Genomic DNA, 18,672 nt, shown 5'->3' with positions numbered 1-18,672 from the left:
GCTTTTTTTCAATCGTAACGTATTCTTGTTAAACCAATCACGAAAAATACTCCTGCAAATAAAATGAGTATACCAATATAGCTTCCTATATCTGCTAATGTACCCCCTCTTACAATTAACTCCGTAAAGCCGTGCATCGCCCAAGTTTGCGGAACAAAGTTTGCTACCGTTTGCATCCATGCTGGTTCAATTTCAATCGGCCAATAAAGGCCACCAATCATGCATGTTGAAATCACAACGATATTACCTAATGCAGACTGTTGTTCTGTTGTTTTTACGATGCTTGCTAATAGTAAGGCTAAACCAATGACAGCTAATAATAATGCCGAAGTAAGTGCAATAACTCCTAATAGATTTCCCCACTGCACATCAAATAATGAATGCGTTAATATCATTAAAACACCGAATTGAATCCACCCTATTAAAAAGAAGGACAAGATATAACCTGCTAGTATTTGAACTTTTGAAACTGGCGCTTCTAATAAACGAGACCAAACACCAAGTTGTCTAGCTTTCAAAATAGTTCCCGTCGCACTTAACATAACAATCATAACGAATAGAATTGAAAATCCTGCCGCTCGTCCTGTAACGTTATTTAACTTTTGGTCATCATGTGAAATTGAATCTGTTTGAATTGAAACAGGTTCTACTTTGGTATAAATTTCTTTATACATTGTTTCCCACGAAGTGTTACTTTTCTTCTCAAAATCTCTTGCTGCACTTATTTCTATCTCCATCTTTTTTAATGCGCTTACCAATACTTGCTCTACAGAAGTTCCACCAGTAAAATCTGTACTAGCTTGAAACTGAATATTTTCTATTTTTCTATCTAGCATACCCTTTTGAAAGTCTTTCGGAATGATAACTATACCCGATGATTTCTTATTTTCAACCTTCCGCTTTCCTTCCTTATACGTTACCTTCTCTATAGCAATTAAGTCACTTTTCTTTATATCCTCGTAATACTTGCTAGATAATACAGAACCATCTTCATCTACTAAGCTAACATTTACTTTCGCATTCCCACTTCCACCTAAAAGTCCGCCGAAAATGAGTGTAAAAATAATAGGCATTCCAAACATGAGTATATAACTTCGTGGTTTTATTAAAATTTGTTTTAACTCTAGCCAACAAAGTGCCCAAACCTTCTTCATCATTTCCCCCTCCTATCTCGTACGTAAACGTAATGTTCCTATCATAACGGAGACAATTCCTGCACTACATAAACTAAAAATAACAGGGAGTAGTACATCCCAAGATGTTCCTGACATAATATTTAAGAAGCTTGTAAGTGCCCATTTATTCGGAGCGACATTCGCAATGGTTTGAAGTGTATCAGGGAATACGTAAATCGGTAGCATCGACCCTCCTAATATAGCCAGTATTTGAATACCGATTCCTCCCATTACATCTGCCGTTTTTTCCTCACGAATAAAAGCGGCAATTAACATAGATAAACCAGAAACACAAATTGCATAAGAAATTCCCACCGCTACTATTTGAGAAAAGTCTCCGCCCCATTCCACATGAAGCATAAAGTGTGTAGCAACTATAAATATTCCAAATTGTATACAAGCAAATAATAATGTACCTAAAAACTTCCCGAATAAAATTGAAAATGAGCTCGTTGGTGTACTAAACAAACGCGCCAAAGTTTCAGTTCGTTGCTCTGTGACAACTGACTTTGCACCTACCGTTATGTTATATAGTAAGAACATGACTAACATTGCTGCTGCATAATATTGCATCGCTGCAACTGTTTTTTTACCTATCGTTCCTCTTGCAAGGTTATCCGCATTTGTAGTTGCTTTCGCCTGTAAACTTCCACTCACCTCTTTTGCAACTTGTGCTACATCACCCTGCTGAGATTTTACTAATTCTGTTACAACACTTTTTGTAGATACTGCAACTGTTTGAACACGTTCTGAAAAGGATCGGATCATTGATTCAGCGATTTTCGCTTGTATATCTTTTGATGGGTCTATAAACACCTTGGGTTCTTTTAATTTTCCATCTTGTACTTGTTCGCTCCATTTATTTGGGATGACGATTCCCACATCAATTTTCTTTTGCTTTAACATATCTTCAAGCTCTTCCTGAGAACTAACTATCTTTACTTTCACATCATCTTTTAATTCTTTAGATTGCAATACGTCTTTTTGAAAGACATCTGCAAACTCATCAGTTCCCACTTGATAATAGCCAATCACTGTTTTCGGTAGTCCACCATTCTCAAATACATTACTTAACGCTGAACCTAAAATCGCTGTTAATAAAAGCGGCATAATTAACATCATCATAAATCCGCGTCGATCAATTAAACGTATTTTTAAATCTTTCCATGCAATAATAAAACTTTTCATCTCGCACTAACCCCCTTAATCACGAAGTGAACGTCCTGTTAATTGTAAAAAGAGTGCCTCTAAATTTGGCTCTTGCACTTCAAGCTTTAAAATTTGAGCGTTATTCTCCACAACTACTGACACAACTGTGCCAATAGCCTCACCACCATTTAGTCCAATATCAATCGTGCTATTATCTTCATCAAAAATAATTCGTTCAACGACAGGTAGTGCTTTCAACTTTTGTAACAGTTCCGTACTATAACGATTTAATTGCAATCTCACTATAAAACCATCTGCCAGACGATTACATAGCTCCCGTTTCGTTCCTAATGCAATTACCTTTCCATGATCAACAATTGCAATTCGTTCACATAAGTACTCTACTTCTTCCATGTAATGACTCGTATAAATAACTGTCATCCCTTTTTCATTTAATTTCTTAACAGTCTCTAAAATATGATTTCTCGATTGCGGATCAATCCCAACCGTCGGTTCATCCATAATTAATAACTCTGGTTCGTGCATAAGTGCTGCACCAATATTAATACGCCTTTTCATTCCACCTGAAAATGTTTCAATTTTGTCTTTTCCACGGTCCTGCAAACCGACGTAAGCTAATACTTTCTCCGCTCGCTCTTTTGCAACTCTTCCATTTAAACCGTACATCTTTCCCCAAAAAACCAAATTGTCCTTCGCTGAAAGTGTCGGATAGAGTGCAATGTCTTGCGGAACAATACCAATTTTCTTTTTCGCCTCTAATGGATATTCTTTTACAGATTTCCCACCAACTTTTATATCACCGCTATCATATGGAATTAACCCGCAAATCATTGATATCGTCGTTGATTTTCCCGCTCCATTTGGACCAAGCAATCCAAATGTTTCACCCTTTTTCACTTCAAAAGAAACATTCTTTATGATTTCCTTCTTACCAAATGATTTCGTAATATGATCTATGACTAACATACTGATTCAGCCCCTTTGCATTCATTTACAATTTCATTGTAGAAAAATTTCTTCTTCTCTCCATCACCCTTGAGATAGAAATACAAAATAAAAAAGCAGCAAATTCTGCTGCTTTTTCACAATTATATATGCCAAAAGTCATGTGTACATCGTGATGCCATACCTTACTGCGTATATGGCAGCTTGCGTTCTATCTCTCAGCTCTAACTTACTAATTAAATTAGAAACATGATTCTTAACAGTCCCTTCTGTAATAAATAGCTTTTCCGCAATCTCTTTATTATTTAAACCAAGTCCAATTTCTCTTAAAACATCTACTTCTCGCTCAGTTAATTGCGCTAATTGTTCTGGTGTGTTGCACTCTACCGCTACTTTTGTCTTTTTTAATTCTTTTATGATTTGCTCTGTTATATCCTGAGGAAGCACAGCCCCTCCACTATGCACTGTTAAAATTGCTTGAGCGATTGCATCTGCCTCCATATCTTTCAATAAATAACCACTCGCGCCTTGCTCCAATGCTTCAAAAATAAGCTCACTATCACTAAAAGTCGTCAGCATAAGTACCTTTATATGAGGGAACTGCTCTCTAACTAAACGTGTTCCTTCAACACCATTCATACGAGGCATCCTAATATCCATCAAAATAATTTCAGGATGTAGCTCTTTCACCTTTTGTATTACTTCGTCTCCATCCGTAGCCGTTCCCACCACATCAAGTTCCGGACGTAAATTTAATAACATCGCTAAACCATCACGAATGAGTGATTGATCATCAACAATCATAATCCGAATCATAAAGTTCCCCCTATTATCCACGTTTTCTCCTGCAGTGGAAATTCAATCTGTAACCGAAAGCCTTTTTCTATCTCACTCTCAAATTGAATAGTTCCACCATGTTCCTCTACTCGTTCTCTCATATTAAGTAAACCAAAACCCGGACTTACCTCGTTAACTCCCACGCCATTATCCAAAATACATAGTTTAACTTGTTTCGCCGAACAAGTTAAACTCACTTCACATAAACTCGCTTTCCCATGCCGCTTTGCATTTGTTAAAGATTCTTGCATAACCCGGAGCAGTGTAGGTTGTAGTGATAACGGAATCACAACCGGATCTCCTTGTAATTGAAAAGATACTTGTACTTTCGTCGCTTTAGAATATCCATGTAACATTTCACGCATATTCTCTATTATGTTCCCTAGTTTTCCTTCTTCTTTTAAGGCATGTACAGAAGCTCTCACCTCTTGAAGTGATTTTCTGGCTAGCCCATGACATGTATGTAAAACCTCTTCCGTAGCGTCCGATTTTTGTTTCCACAAAGCCTCTGCCAGTTGTAATTGAACAAGTAAGGCTGTCATATTATGACCGACAGTATCATGAATTTCTCGGGCAATATCATTTCGCTCCCGAACGGCTGTCAATTCTTCTACCTCTTTGGCATATAGACGTAATTGTTCATGCGCTTCTTTTAAAGCTGTATGAGATAATGCTAATTCTCCATATTGCTCATCTACCATTTTTCGAGCAGCTGTAAGTTTTTTTATTAAACTTCCAGCTAAAGCACTAAAAATGATGAACATAAAATTAATGGCATTACTCTCTAATTCTAAACTACCTGTATGTTGATACGCATGTAGTATATTTATAAACCAACAAAGGAAGAAAAAAGCAATAAAAAAGTACGTCATACTTCTACGAAATTCATGAATAAATAGTCCTACTGCATCAATTCCAAATATAATTAAATATAAACATGTCTCGGGAAATAAAAAACCTAATAAAGCTGTAATTATCCCATTTGCTAATAGTGTATAAAAAACAAGTTTTTTACCTCCGCTTACTTTTACTAGCAAAATATGATTCACAATATAAATAAAAAGTGCTATACCCACAAAAAATTGTAAATGTGCTGTTTCACGTGAAACATGGTTTGCATAAACAAAACAAATCATGACGATTGTAGCAATCCGCGCGTATCCTAACATAACATTCTCCTCACGTTTTAATAACCTAAAGTTATTCTCTTGATTTTAACAACAAGAAAATTATACCAATTTTTATCTTTCCGTACACAAAAAGAGCAAGCCCTCCTCAAAATATGAGAAAACAACTTGCTCTTTCATTCTAATTTCTTTACTCCACGATATTCTCTAACTCATTATATAGTTCCGCTTGTAACAACTCTTTCTTCGTTTTTTCTTCATACAATTGTTCAAGCATTTCAACATCAACTACATGTTCCATCTTACACTCAAGCGTATATATATCTTCTTCTACACGCATTAACTCTGTTTCAATCTCCTCAACATTCCTAGCTTCTTTCTTTTTTGCAGGGGCTGTTTCAATCCTTTTTCTGCCTTGGCGTTGCTGCTTTATTACTTGTGTCTCGAGTTTTTCTTCCCACTTTTGACGCGCCCATGCATAGTTCCCTGCAAACTCAAATAATTTACGCTCATCAATCCAATACGTCTTTTCAAATAACTTATTTAAAAAATAACGATCATGTGAAACAGCTAAAATCGTTCCATTATATTGTTCAAGAGCTTCCTCTAAAACTTCCCTTGATTCAATGTCGAGATGGTTTGTCGGCTCATCTAAAATTAAAAAATTGATATCTTGATACATAAGCTGCGCAAGCCTTAACCTCATTTTTTCTCCACCGCTCAATTGCGTTACTTTCTTAAACACCGCTGGACCATAAAATAAAAACTTAGCTAATATATGTCTCGCTTCTCCCTCTGTTACAGCTACATATTCCCTGAAAGCTTCTAATACATTACTCTTCACATTTCCGTACGCATGCTGTGATAAATAACCGATTTTCACACTACTACCAATTCGAATTTCACCAGCGTCTGGTTCTATTTCTCCTAATAATAATTTTAGTAGCGTTGTCTTTCCTGTACCATTACGACCGACGATCGCCGCACGCTCTTGAAAACGAACATGTAAATTCGCTTCGTTAAATAAAGGATGGTCAGCAAACCCTTTACTCACTTCTTTCATTACAACAACATCTTTCCCACTTCTCTCTTGCCCTTCAAACTGAAGTCCCATTTGTTTTCGTTCTAAAATAGGTTTCTTTAGTTTCTCCATACGTTCCAATGCACGTTCCATACTTCTCGCTCTCTTATGCAACCCTTCATTCGGAGGATTCGCCTGATTTGCCCATTCACGTAGTCGCTTAATTGCTTCTTTCATTTTCTTTATTTTCTTTTGCTGTTCTTGATAAGCCTGAAACTCCTGAAGCAAACGTTCTTCCTTTTCCTCAACAAACTGAGAATAGTTTGTATGATACACGTGAATCTCTCCATCTTCTAAATCAAAAATCTTCGTTACAACTTCATCAAGGAAATAGCGATCATGTGAAATAACCATAACCGTTCCATTGTATTCTTTTAAAAATTGCTCTAGCCATTCTACGGCGAATAAATCTAAATGATTAGTTGGTTCATCTAATAGAAGTAGATCCGGTTTCTGCAATAGCATATACGCAAGACTTACCTTTGTTTGTTCCCCACCACTTAAATCCAGAAATGATTGAGAAAATAGCTCTGTCACCTGTAGACCATTTGCTACCTTCATCAAATTCGCTTCTATTTCATAACCACCAAGGAACGCAAACTTTTCTTGAATTACTCCGTATCTCTCCATTAATTTTTGTAAAGCAGACGGTTCTCGTTCTTCCGCCATATTTTTTTCTACAGTACGCATTTCTCTTTCTAATTCCTTTTCTGCTTTAAAAGCCGAACTCAGTACATCATATACAGTCATACCCTCATCAAATTTCGGAATTTGTGCCACATGACCAATACGTGTACCTTTCTTCATATGAATGGCTCCTGCATCTAAACTTTCCATTCCAGTTAGAAGCTGAAAAATTGTTGTTTTCCCACTACCGTTACGACCAACTAATCCAACACGTTCACCATTCTTTATTTCAAGCGATATATTTTCAAATATGATGTTTCCACCAAAAGATTTCGTTACATTATTTACACTACAAATTGTCATTTTCCGTACTCCTTTCAATATAAAAAACCATGGGAAAGAAACATTCCCCATGGTTTTCGACATAGAAAAAGGAAGCCAAATAGCTCCCTTTTCACACGTTTATTAAAAATGGGTGAAGAGATTTCTATCGTTCAATAGCTACTATGCAATTGTTAAAAAAGGACAGACGTATCCCATTAACAACTACATCATGAAAAATCGCACGACAAAAATAGATATAATCTAAAAATTTGGCACGTGCAGCTAAAGAACGTTTCATCTCATTCACCTCTTTCGTACGGAATTTAATACTTACTTCTTTATTATACTTTCCCATTTCATGTTTGAATAGTCATTTTTCTGAAAATAATGAAGATAGACTAAACATTTCAATAAGTGACATCAAATCTTACAAAACTGTTATGTTCACGTAATGGAAAGCGATAGTACGAAAAGATGCCTCCCTATACAATAAAGATGTAAACAAGAGAGAAAACAAAAGGAGGAAACAATCATGATGAAAGAAATCGTAAAAGCAATCTTTGAGGTATTAGTGAACGGACAAGCAGTTGTAAAAGAACTAAACGAACTATAAAAAGGAGTGAAGGAACATGATGAATATGGTAAAAATGATTTTACACGCTTTAGTTGATGCAAAAGCAGTTAGCCAAGAATTAAACCAACAATAAAAAGGGGTAAAGGAATATGAAGAAAGCCATTATTATAATAGCAAGTACAGCAATTGCCTTATACACAATAAAAAATAGAAAAAAGAAGCATAATAAAAACGATCTATATTATCCATACACATTATTAAAGAAAAAATAAAAGACAAGGTACCCTATTGTAATGAGGAGATCTTGTCTTTTATTTTTTCCTATTCCCTTTAAAGGATTTCCCTCCCCCTTTCCCGAATGTATTAAGCGGGATTTTTACACATATTTTAAAGGGGCATACATACAAATGGATACACAACAACTATACTTTTTAAACGATATTGGCAAACAAAAACCAGAAAGCATTCGGAATAGAAGCGCCACATGTCCTTTTTGTGACAGAGAAAATTTAACGGATATTTTAGCAACTGAGGACTCAATTATTTGGCTAAAAAACAAATTTCCTACATTAAAAGATACATTTCAAACGGTGCTAATCGAAACAGATAATTGTGAAGACCATATTGCGACATATACAGAAGAACATATGAAATCCCTAATTCGTTTCTCCATTAAACATTGGTTAGACTTACAGAAGAATGAAGAATTCACATCTGTGATTTTATACAAAAATCATGGTCCATTCTCAGGCGGGAGTTTGCATCATGCACACATGCAGATTATCGGAATGAAATATGTAGACTATCTCGATAACGTAGAAACGGAGAACTTCCAAGGAGTCATTGTACAAAAAAACGAACACATTGAACTCAATATTTCAGATCGTCCTATTATCGGTTTCACTGAATTTAATATCATTATTGAAGATGTTAAATTCATAGATGAATTGGCAAATTATATTCAACAAACTGTACGTTACATACTGACAGATTTCCATAAAGGATGTAGTAGTTATAACTTATTTTTCTATCACTTAAACGGAAAAATCATTTGTAAAGTTGTTCCTAGGTTTGTCGTTTCACCCTTATATGTAGGATATAAAATACCACAAGTTTCTACAAAGCTAGAAGAGGTGAAAATACAACTCGCGCAGTACTTCACGAGAGAAGAAGATAAAATTATTCATAAAAAAACAGAGTAGGTATAGAAAACCTACTCTTTAATCACACCTTTATTTCGATAGTACACATTCTCTAATCCGACGTTGTACTTCATGTTATTATCCGTCCACTCTGGACCCAAATTACCCGGCCATCCAGATGTATTTGCTATATATTTTAGTAATGCAAAATCAGTCAAGCCTTTTTGCACCCCGCGCTTATATCCTTTCATTAAATGCGGCATTGCAATTTGCGCATTTATACGTGGATCTTTCAGCTCATCATCAGTTAAATGATCTGGTGCAAGCCCACCACCACGGTGCAATTGAAACAATCCGAATGAAGTTCCGTTATCTCCAACACTTCTTGGATTTAACCGACTTTCATGTTCGGCAATTGTAAGAGGTATCCATTCTGGAAGATTGACTTTCTTTGCTTCCTCTATAATAATTTGTTTCATCTGTTTTGCTTCTTCTGAGTCAACATAGCTTGTCTCATTTACTAATTTGCCCATTCCTTCAGACTTTCCTTGGAAATATAAGTACACCCCAAGAACAACTAAAAATCCTACAAAGAATTTCTTCACTACCTCTACCTCTTTCTCCGCTGAAATTTGTCCCCTTTCAGCCTTCTTCCCTTTACAATTACCCACATTCTATCATTCTCTTACCCTTTCATCATAGCAAATAACTATACATATTATCATCATGCTTTAGACCGATTTTGTGAAAAAACAGCTGGTAAATACGTGCAAAAATGTAACTTTCATAGACTGAAACGCTTTTTTTGTATATAATTGTAAGTTGAATTCTAAATATAAACTAGGAGAATAATAATATGAAAAAATGGTTGCTACTCTTATTTAGTTTACTACTATTAATTCCTATCCCTATTTCCGCACAAAAAAACGAAAATCCAAAAGTCCTTATTTTATACAGTTCGATCGATGATCAAATTACAAATGATACCCAAATACTTAATACACAAGTAGGACATTTTACTAATAACATAACAATAAAAAATATAAAACAGTTAGCTGAAATAACTGATAAATCTTTATATACACATGTTATTTACTTAGGTGAAAAACAAGAAGAACTTTCTACTGAAGCAAAAGAATTTCTAGAAAGTTTCTCAGGTCCACTACTAGTTTTAGGTCAAAATATAGAACAATTATCCAATCGTTTTTCATTTATCACACTTAAAAATGAAGATATAAACTCTGATACAATTGAATATCCAACACGTAAACTAAAGAATACATTAGAGGACGAACGATCCATTAAAAATCTTGATACAAATGGAACAATTCTTGCCAATGCTTTAAAAGGAAGTACTACTTATCCATTAATTGTGCAACAAAATAATTCTTATTATGTTGCAACTTCTAACCTCTTTGATTGGATATCTTATTATATTGGCGAAAGCCTATTTTCTTACTTTGGACAAAAGCCAACGACAAATAAAGTGGAGGCTTATTTACGTCTTGAGGATGTTCATCCAGCCGCAGATATAAATCAATTAAAAGAAATTGCTGAATTACTAAAAGAGAAAAAGATGCCATACATGATCACTGTTATTCCTGTATATACGGATCCGGAGACAGGTAAAACACTACATTTAAAAGATAAACCCGAACTAATCGATCTTTTACGCTCTATGCAAGATGATGGTGCAGCAATTATTATGCATGGTTACACTCACCAATTTTATGATAGTGAAACTGGTGAAGGTTTTGAATTTTGGGACGTAAAAACAGACCAACCAATTCGTCAACCGAAGCATGAAAAACCAAAAACAAAAGATGATTTCCCTAATATAGAGGCATATAATGCATACGTAAAAAAAGGGGAAGAATTTGAAGAAAAATATACGACTGATCATATTGAAAAAGGCATTCAAGAACTTGTAGATGCCAAACTATATCCTGTCGCATTTGAAGCACCTCATTACACCATGTCTCAAAAAGGCTATGAAATATTATCAAGATATTTTTCAACTTATGTAGGACAACTACAGTTAAGTGATACAACTTGGAAATCCATGCACTCTCCAGCATACAGAAGTACACCATCATTCTTACATGGAATGAAATTAATGCCTGAAACAGTTGGATTTATTGAAGAAGATAAACCACAAGCGATTGCTAAAATGAAAGCAAATGCTTTATCTGTTGCTAAATTATCTGACGGGGTTATTGGTGCATTCTATCATCCTTACTTAGGTGTGAAACCATTAAAAGAAGTGTTAAAGGACCTAGAAAGCATTCCAAACATAGACTGGATTGATTTACAAAAAGAAACAAATGAAGTGAAAATGAACGATATTCATATTACTACTAATAAGGACGGCATTCACGTTGAAAAACCAACAAGCGTAAGTGACGTAATGGATTATGTAAAACAATATGGGTTCTTCCTTATACTTGGTTTCTTCGTCATTGTCTTTCTTTTATTATTAAGACGTGCGAAAAAATTAGAATCCTAATACAAAACCACCAAGCAGAATGCTTGGTGGTTTTTTTAACTTAAACCAAAACGTGGCATATTATTAATAACCCATTGATTATTTTCATAAATAAATTCAACTTCTACTTTTTCTGTTACATTATCATAGTCGTTATACGTTTCTATCTGTGCTTTTATTTTCCCATCCTTTAACTCGGCAGAAATAATTTTTGTAAATTTAGTTGCTGCTTTTGACCCTGGATCTCCAATAACATAGTGCATTTTTCCATTTAACTCTTTAATATACTTACTCTTCATATACTCTGCTATAAATGATTTTGAGAAGTACGTAGATAGCGTAGTCTCTAAATTATCTTTCTTATTATAAATAGGGTTCACTAATTCCCCGTATGAAAACTCCCCTACTCGTTTTGGGTTTCCTGTTAGTGCAGCCATTTGAACATTAGTCAGTTCCTTCTGTGCATTCCATACTTTCTGTAACATAACGTCATCTGCTAGCTTCTTATCTTTTACTTCATTTGATTTCTTTGTATCCAGATTCATGATAGTTCCATTATCTGTATAGAGATACATATCTCCTGCTATAAAATATAAATAGGATTTAGTTGGTTCAACCGCTTTATTATAAATTACTTTTTCATTTCCGCCATTCATTTTCTTCTTATATACTCCGTCCTTTTTTAAATAATAAAAAGTATCCCCTTTCACATTCATCTGCAAGGCATCCTTTACCAATAACTTTTCATTATTTTGTTGAACGTCTATCTCATATATACCGTGCTCAGCTTCATTTGTTTCAAAAGGTAACGAAAAATCAACAACAGCATATAATTTTTCATTATCATACGTAGCACTAGATATTGTTGCATAATTTTCTTTTGACCAAGTTTTATTATCTTTTGTCACTTGTGTTCCACGATTTTTATTCCAATGTAGAATACTATCATCTATCGTTCGAGACCAACCGGAGTTTTGAAATGCAGCTTCTTCTTCCTGTCCCGTCTTCAAATCCATTTTTGCGATCCCTACAATGTCAAAACCACCATGCTCAGAATATTTTTTCGAATAAAATAAAGTTTTATCTTTTATATAAACATAATTTGTATCCTCTTTTAATGTGTCTAACTTTTTGCTAGATATATCATACTTCATTAAAGAAGATAATCCCGCATTCTTCTCTTCATCCGTATGAATAAAATATAAAGCTTTGTTTTTTATATTTATGTAAGAAGCATTTACACCTTCCACTACACGTTCCGAAGTCTGAAATTGATCTTTCGTACGATAGATGCCTCCTGTATTTTTATCACCTTTTACCGAATAGTAAATCCAGCCGTTACTCTCTGCCATTTTCCCTTTGTTAGAACTGTTTCCAATCGAATTTCCGTTTTTCTCGGTTTCTTTCATCTGTTTTTCAACTACTGGATCAATTTGTTCTTCTTTATTTTCTTGTATTGCATTTGGATTTATAGCCTTTTTTTCTGCTTCACACCCAAACGCTGCAAGTGAAAGTGCACCAATCATCATTGTAATAGCTATTTTTTTATATGCTTTCCCCATTTTCTCCCCTACTTCCTTCATCAAATTAAACATATCATAAATTATAGAAAATATTAGAAAAAATATCCATAAAAAAAGATAAGAGTAATACTCCTATCTTTTCAAATAAAACCGAATGGTATTTCTATATAATGTTTCTGTAACCTTATCAATAGATATGTTTTTTATGATACTAATTTCATTTAATACTTCTCTAATCATTCTTGGGTGCGTCATAACGTCCTTTTGAAATTCCCACGGTCCATCTGTTTCTACCATCATATATTCAAGCGGATAATATGAAACGATTTTTCTAATTTTCTCCTTATGTAAAACATCCGGTGTAATAGAAATATGATAACCATTCGTTATCATCCGTTTCATTGTCTCCTCACTTCCTTTAAACCAATGGAAGTGTGCACGTGAAACTTTATATTCTTCAAGTAAATCACATACAATATCAGCATCTTCATAAACTGCGTGCAATACAATTGGTAAATCATACTCACTAGCTAGCCCTATAAATTTTTTCAATACAGCTATGTATGGATCTAGAGTAATCCTTTCATCTTCTTTCCTTAAATAATACGGTAAGCCTACTTCACCAATCGCTACTATATCCTCTACATGATCTTCAATTAATTTATAGATTTGCTTACATTCTTCTTTATGAATCGGTTGCTCTGGATGAAAACCTATTGCTGGATGTACAAAAGGATATCGCTTTGCTAAAGATAAAGTTTCTTTACATGATTGATAATTCATAGATACCGCAATAAGCCCCTTTATCTCTTTACTATTTTTCACATCTTTCAGTAAGCTACTTCTCTCTTCATCCTTATATTGGTCAACATGTATATGACTATCAATCCATTTCATCTTTATTCCTCCATAAAAAAAACAAGAAAGGATCTCCCTTCTTGTTTTATCATCTATATTATTTAACAATTAAGTTTGTTATGATATCAAATAATCCAATACATACTACGGCAACAGTAAAGTAGCTACAGAAATCTTTAATTGGAAACTTCACTACTTCTTCTTTAAACATCCCATTCTTCTCCCTTCTTACTATATCCCTAATTATTTTTATCTATTTGTATCTATTTGTATCTATTATGCAAAAAATATGACAATTTTACTATCGAATTAGCTTACGTAAACCTTACAATGTTGTAAGGTTTATAAAAAGAGCCCCATCTACATACAGATGAGGGCTATTAAAAAGTAGTTGGTTTTTCATTCTTCATTAACATTACAAACAGAAAGTAATGCAGTGAGACTTTCTAATTACACTATATAAAATTCACTATCTTTTAACCATCGAATTACATTACAGAAGACTTACATGTTTGTAAGCTATGTGTAATGTAATTCGATAGTTTTCCTTATCTGTATTTCGTACAATAAAGTTAGCAAGTAAGCCAAATAAGAAGAACACTCACATAACCAAATTACATTGCTAGTAGCTACTCTTCTTATCCCTTTCACTCGTGCTACTACAATGTACCCCCTTCCCCTTTATATAATAAAAAAAGCCTTAGTCCATATGGACTAAGGCTTTTTCACATACCCTAAAATACCCCTACCTAGTATTTTTATTTTCGACAAAAAATAGGCGGGGGTATAATCCGCTATCTCGTCGCTAAAAGTTTACTCTTTGCATTAATAGGAATATTTACAGCTTCAATTTCTTCAATCGCCTCACCGTAGCGTCCTTTTGCATACACCTTTAACGCTTCATCTCTCTTTAACATATGCTTAACAGTCTTCTTTATTTTTTGCTCTCTTCCACGTTCGTCAAATGCAATAAATTCATATTCATACCACTCATCACCAACATGCTGACCAATTGTATTCACAATCGTATAGTATTCTTTCGTCTTATAAAGCGGATTATATTTATCGATAACTGGTCCAAGTTTCGTAGGTAGTAACATTACTACTATCACTAGCATCGCTATTATAGTAGTGATCATTTTTTTCTTCATAATAAACATTCCTCCTCTGCAGGATATATATACATCCATTTTAAAAAGAAGGAATAAAATCTACTATTGAATCTCATTACATTACACTTACATTTTTGTAAGAATAAAAAAAGATGAACGAATTTACTCGTTCACCTTTTAGCTCGCTTTAAAGCCACCACCAAGTACATCACGCACATCATGAATAACAACGAAAGCATCTTCATCTACTCGACTAATAACTTGCTTTAACTTAACAAGCTCTTGTTTATTAATAACAACATATAAAACTTCTTTATTTTTACCAGTATATCCGCCGCGTCCTTCTAATACAGTGACACCGCGTGTCATGTTTTTCGTAATAGCCTCACGTATTAAGTCTGGTTGATTCGAAATAATTGTAACAGCTGTTTTTGTATCCATTCCTTCTACAATAAAATCAATTACTTTTGCTCCGATGAATACTGCAACAAGTGTGTACATCGCTTTTTCTTGCCCTATTATAAATACAGAACCAGCAATTACAACGATATCAATAATAAGTACGCCTTTACCAACGCTCCACCCTAAATATTGATTTGCTAACCGTGCTAAAATTGCCGATCCTCCTGATGTACCTCCAGCTTTGAACATACAGCCTAATCCGATACCTACAAACAAACCAGCAAATAAAGCTGCTAATAGCGTATCACTATTTACATGATACTCAATATGTTCTGTAACATATAAAAACAAGGATGTTTCTACAATCCCTAAAATTGTATAAACCATCGTTTTTTTATCAAAAAACTTATAACCAATAGCTAGTAAAACTGCATTTATAGCAAAGTTCACAATCCCTGGTGACCAATCAAATAAGTAGTACGTAACAACCGTTAAACCAATAATTCCACCTTCCGATAAACGGTTTGGAATTGCAAAGTAATTAATACCAATTGCGAATAATAATGAACCAATTGTAATTAGTGTTATTTCCTTTATACGTTGATTAACCATAGTTCATACCCTCCCCCCATTTGACATTGTATCACTATCTCCTAGAGGTTTAGAAGTGGTTTTTATTCCGCATTTTCCCTCTTAAAGATCGAGATATTATGTTTAAACAAAGGGGTGATTAATTATTCACATTCGCTCTAACTGTACAAACAAATCGCTCCACATTACCTTTCTGAATATGCTTAGCTCTAACCGTTTCTTGATTACAAGTAAACTCAAAGTACGGATGAAAATCTATGCTATCTATATGCAAATATGAGTACTCTTTAAATGTTGAAGGATAGTAAGGAAATTTCCCGTAAAACAGGAGACGTCTAGTAGTGGCAACAAAAATTCCATGTTGATAACATAACGTGAAATTATCCTTCTCAAAGGTCCCTACTACAAAGGCTAAAATCTTTTCGTCATCCTCTATATACTTTTTCATACTTAATAAAAGTTCATTCATGCATATCCCTCCAAATACTATTCTTGAAAAGAATCCATGGATTATTACAAACCGGTTTAATTCCTTTATAAAGTATGAAACGGGTTTCCTGTCAAAGGTATTTCAAAAAAATAATCCGTTATGCACTTATGCACATAACGGATTAAAACTACACTGTAGATCGCTCCACAAGTTCATATGAAATTTCCACCTTTTCTTGTTTAGAGCCCGCATCACTTATTTTCCTGTAAAACATTTCAAAAGCTGTTTTCCCTATCTCCTTCAAATTTTGATCAATAGTTGTCAACTGCAACACTTGCGAAATAGGTTGGTTATCCAAACCGATAATCGCTAAATCCTCAGGAACTCGAATACCCAATTTCCCAACTTCCGTCATAACCCCAATTGCAACTTCATCTCCTGCTACTATTAACGCTTCAGGGAGATTCTGCATCCCTTTTAACTTATGAGCCACTCTCACACCATCTTCTAATGTAAAACATTCTGTGAAAATCCATTCTTCATTAACTTCTTCATCTATAGATTGCAATTGCTGTTTATACACATCAAAACGCTTTTGACTACTCGGTCCTAGCTTTCTTCCCGTACAATAACCAATTTTTTTATAACCTTTTTCAATAAGGTGATTCATCCCTAGCTGGAAAGCTGCCGAATGATTTGTATATACACTTGAGATGTTTGCAATATCATTATCTTCACAAGCAATTATTGTGCCGTAAGAAGCATACGGTTCTATCATTTCCCAATCATTTGCACGTGAACAAATAATAAGACCATCTAATTGTTTCGTTTTTAACATATGTAGACTTTTCATTTCTTCTTTTTTATTATAATTCGTTTGGCAAAGTAGCACCCTGTAATTATGAGTTAACGCTCCCTCCATCATTCCTCCTACCATTGCATCGAAGCTCGGGTGATTAATGTAAGGTAGAATTACACCAACAATATTTGTCTTTCCTTTTGATAAATGAACAGCATTTGCATTTTGTGAGTAATTCAATTTCTCAACTATTTCTAAAACCACTTTCCTTTTTTCTTCACTTACGTACGGATGATCATTTAACACCCTCGAAACAGTCGTAACGGAAACTCCCGCCATCTTTGCAATATCTTTAATGTTAGCCATACACTCACCTCTACTTTTAACTTAATGAATCTCATGAACATATGTCAAATCTTCTTATCATTACAACTTCATTCGTTTTTCTTACAAAAGTGTAATTTTCCTGTAAGCTAATTCGATAGTGACTCTCCGCAATATTTCATACAATTAAGTCAGAAACAGGGCAACAACTACTCGAAAAGGAGCGGATTCATATGATGAACACAATGAAAATAAACAATTTCTTCAAGACAATGGGCATGGTATTATTCGCTCTTATCGATGCAAAAGCTGTTGCTTCTACGTTAAACAAGTAAGGAGAATTCATTATGAATAACATCACTTTTAACAAATTAGATTTTTTAGGCCTAGCTAGTGGCTCGATTCTTCTTACTGCTTTGATTTATGCCGCTACGCTTGTATAAATTTTGTGTCCCCTTTCCCCTTTATTATAAATAGTAATAGAAAAGACGACCGTCTATGCCCGGTCGTCTTTTCTATTTTTGATTTGATTGCAAAGATTCCTTTAACTCCTCAAACTTCTCATTTAATTGATCTGTCATCATTTTCATAGCCGTTTTTCGATCTATTTGTTCTTCCGCATCTATTTGAATCGGGTCTCCAAAAATCAATTGCGCCTTTTTCCCTTTTATCAATTCCTTTACACTTGATGGGCCAATATAAGCTGCCGGTACTAACGGAACGTTAGAACGAAGCGCAATCGTAACAGCCCCAGCTTTTAAAGAAACGTCTTCTGTTGATCTCGTTCCACTCGGGAAAATCCCTACTACTTTCCCTTCTTTTAATAGGCGTGATGGAATTTTGAGTGTACTCGGTCCTGGGTTCGCACGATCTACAGGAAATGCATTTACATTTTTAAAGAACCAATTTTTGAATTTCCCTTCAAATAATTCTTTTTTGGCCATGTAATGAATTTGAGTTGGGTACATCCCTGTAGCTAACATTAATACATCCATAAAACTTGTATGTGTACACGCAACAACATATGGGCCACCTTCTGGTAAATTTTCTCTTCCTTGCACTTCTACTTTCCCAGCTGTTTTAAATATATATTTCAACAAAAATGTAATTGGTTTATACATTTGTTTCGTTCCTTTCTGAACATCC

At 34.4% G+C, this 18,672-nt stretch carries 19 protein-coding genes; 4 read left to right on the top strand and 15 right to left on the bottom strand.

All coding sequences use genetic code 11. The annotated features are described in order from the left end of the window. Window positions 1-8 precede the first annotated feature (8 nt). The 7 genes from ATN06_RS01360 to ATN06_RS01330 form a co-directional block, all read right to left on the bottom strand. Complete coding sequence (locus ATN06_RS01360) at window positions 9-1,154, bottom strand: ABC transporter permease (RefSeq protein WP_060629272.1); 1,146 nt, start codon at window positions 1,152-1,154, stop codon at window positions 9-11. 12 nt (window positions 1,155-1,166) lie between these two features. Beyond that, window positions 1,167-2,363, bottom strand: coding sequence for an ABC transporter permease (locus ATN06_RS01355; RefSeq protein ID WP_060629271.1), 1,197 nt, complete (start codon window positions 2,361-2,363; stop codon window positions 1,167-1,169). Between the two features lie 15 nt (window positions 2,364-2,378). Beyond that, window positions 2,379-3,311 carry an ABC transporter ATP-binding protein gene (locus ATN06_RS01350; RefSeq protein WP_060629270.1) on the bottom strand — a complete coding sequence of 311 codons (933 nt, stop codon included), beginning with the start codon at window positions 3,309-3,311 and terminating at the stop codon, window positions 2,379-2,381. Window positions 3,312-3,449: 138 nt separating this feature from the next. Then, window positions 3,450-4,106: a response regulator gene (locus ATN06_RS01345; protein WP_060629269.1), complete on the bottom strand. Its 657-nt coding sequence runs from the start codon at window positions 4,104-4,106 to the stop codon at window positions 3,450-3,452. Next, entirely contained in the window at window positions 4,103-5,296 is a 1,194-nt protein-coding gene (locus ATN06_RS01340) for a sensor histidine kinase (RefSeq protein ID WP_060629268.1), read from the bottom strand. The genes ATN06_RS01345 and ATN06_RS01340 overlap by 4 nt, the downstream gene beginning before the upstream one ends. Window positions 5,297-5,444: 148 nt before the next feature. Beyond that, window positions 5,445-7,325: a ribosomal protection-like ABC-F family protein gene (gene abc-f / locus ATN06_RS01335; RefSeq protein WP_060629267.1), complete on the bottom strand. Its 1,881-nt coding sequence runs from the start codon at window positions 7,323-7,325 to the stop codon at window positions 5,445-5,447. Between the two features lie 124 nt (window positions 7,326-7,449). Beyond that, on the bottom strand, window positions 7,450-7,584 hold the full coding sequence (locus tag ATN06_RS01330; RefSeq protein WP_046956655.1) for an RAxF-45 family protein: 135 nt from the start codon (window positions 7,582-7,584) through the stop codon (window positions 7,450-7,452). A 425-nt stretch (window positions 7,585-8,009) separates the two neighbouring features. Here ATN06_RS01330 and ATN06_RS29130 point away from each other — a divergent pair, with 425 nt between their 5' ends. Both ATN06_RS29130 and ATN06_RS01320 read left to right on the top strand, forming a co-directional pair. Next, window positions 8,010-8,132: a hypothetical protein gene (locus tag ATN06_RS29130; protein WP_060629266.1), complete on the top strand. Its 123-nt coding sequence runs from the start codon at window positions 8,010-8,012 to the stop codon at window positions 8,130-8,132. 21 nt (window positions 8,133-8,153) lie between these two features. Continuing rightward, window positions 8,154-9,062 carry a DUF4931 domain-containing protein gene (locus ATN06_RS01320; protein WP_110093199.1) on the top strand — a complete coding sequence of 303 codons (909 nt, stop codon included), beginning with the start codon at window positions 8,154-8,156 and terminating at the stop codon, window positions 9,060-9,062. Window positions 9,063-9,073: 11 nt separating this feature from the next. Here ATN06_RS01320 and ATN06_RS01315 read toward each other — a convergent pair whose 3' ends face one another. Further along, window positions 9,074-9,607 (bottom strand): transglycosylase SLT domain-containing protein, encoded by a 534-nt coding sequence (locus tag ATN06_RS01315; protein WP_060633079.1) that lies wholly within the window; start codon window positions 9,605-9,607, stop codon window positions 9,074-9,076. 251 nt (window positions 9,608-9,858) lie between these two features. Here ATN06_RS01315 and ATN06_RS01310 point away from each other — a divergent pair, with 251 nt between their 5' ends. Further along, the gene (locus ATN06_RS01310) at window positions 9,859-11,508 is read left to right on the top strand and encodes a DUF2334 domain-containing protein (protein ID WP_060629264.1); all 1,650 of its coding nucleotides are present in this window, start codon (window positions 9,859-9,861) and stop codon (window positions 11,506-11,508) included. Between the two features lie 35 nt (window positions 11,509-11,543). On the opposite strand, the gene ATN06_RS01305 is transcribed toward ATN06_RS01310, so the two are convergent. The 6 genes from ATN06_RS01305 to ATN06_RS01275 form a co-directional block, all read right to left on the bottom strand. After that, on the bottom strand, window positions 11,544-13,049 hold the full coding sequence (locus ATN06_RS01305) for a DL-endopeptidase inhibitor IseA family protein (RefSeq protein ID WP_060629263.1): 1,506 nt from the start codon (window positions 13,047-13,049) through the stop codon (window positions 11,544-11,546). Window positions 13,050-13,142: 93 nt separating this feature from the next. Next, window positions 13,143-13,907, bottom strand: coding sequence for a TatD family hydrolase (locus ATN06_RS01300; protein ID WP_060629262.1), 765 nt, complete (start codon window positions 13,905-13,907; stop codon window positions 13,143-13,145). A gap of 755 nt (window positions 13,908-14,662) precedes the next feature. Next, entirely contained in the window at window positions 14,663-15,019 is a 357-nt protein-coding gene (locus ATN06_RS01290; protein ID WP_060629261.1) for a YxeA family protein, read from the bottom strand. A 138-nt stretch (window positions 15,020-15,157) separates the two neighbouring features. Then, complete coding sequence (locus ATN06_RS01285; RefSeq protein WP_029439174.1) at window positions 15,158-15,994, bottom strand: YitT family protein; 837 nt, start codon at window positions 15,992-15,994, stop codon at window positions 15,158-15,160. A 118-nt stretch (window positions 15,995-16,112) separates the two neighbouring features. Then, window positions 16,113-16,442 (bottom strand): PH domain-containing protein, encoded by a 330-nt coding sequence (locus ATN06_RS01280; protein WP_060629260.1) that lies wholly within the window; start codon window positions 16,440-16,442, stop codon window positions 16,113-16,115. A 148-nt stretch (window positions 16,443-16,590) separates the two neighbouring features. Then, window positions 16,591-17,568 carry a LacI family DNA-binding transcriptional regulator gene (locus ATN06_RS01275; RefSeq protein ID WP_060629259.1) on the bottom strand — a complete coding sequence of 326 codons (978 nt, stop codon included), beginning with the start codon at window positions 17,566-17,568 and terminating at the stop codon, window positions 16,591-16,593. A 305-nt stretch (window positions 17,569-17,873) separates the two neighbouring features. Here ATN06_RS01275 and ATN06_RS27900 point away from each other — a divergent pair, with 305 nt between their 5' ends. After that, window positions 17,874-17,969 carry a DUF3948 family protein gene (locus tag ATN06_RS27900; RefSeq protein WP_088116227.1) on the top strand — a complete coding sequence of 32 codons (96 nt, stop codon included), beginning with the start codon at window positions 17,874-17,876 and terminating at the stop codon, window positions 17,967-17,969. A gap of 72 nt (window positions 17,970-18,041) precedes the next feature. Here ATN06_RS27900 and ATN06_RS01265 read toward each other — a convergent pair whose 3' ends face one another. Then, window positions 18,042-18,647: a lysophospholipid acyltransferase family protein gene (locus tag ATN06_RS01265; RefSeq protein ID WP_060629257.1), complete on the bottom strand. Its 606-nt coding sequence runs from the start codon at window positions 18,645-18,647 to the stop codon at window positions 18,042-18,044. Between the last annotated feature and the right edge of the window lie 25 nt (window positions 18,648-18,672).

This window comes from Bacillus thuringiensis, assembly GCF_001455345.1.
Taxonomy (GTDB): domain Bacteria; phylum Bacillota; class Bacilli; order Bacillales; family Bacillaceae_G; genus Bacillus_A; species Bacillus_A thuringiensis_N.
This window is presented reverse-complemented; position numbering and strand designations above follow the sequence as displayed.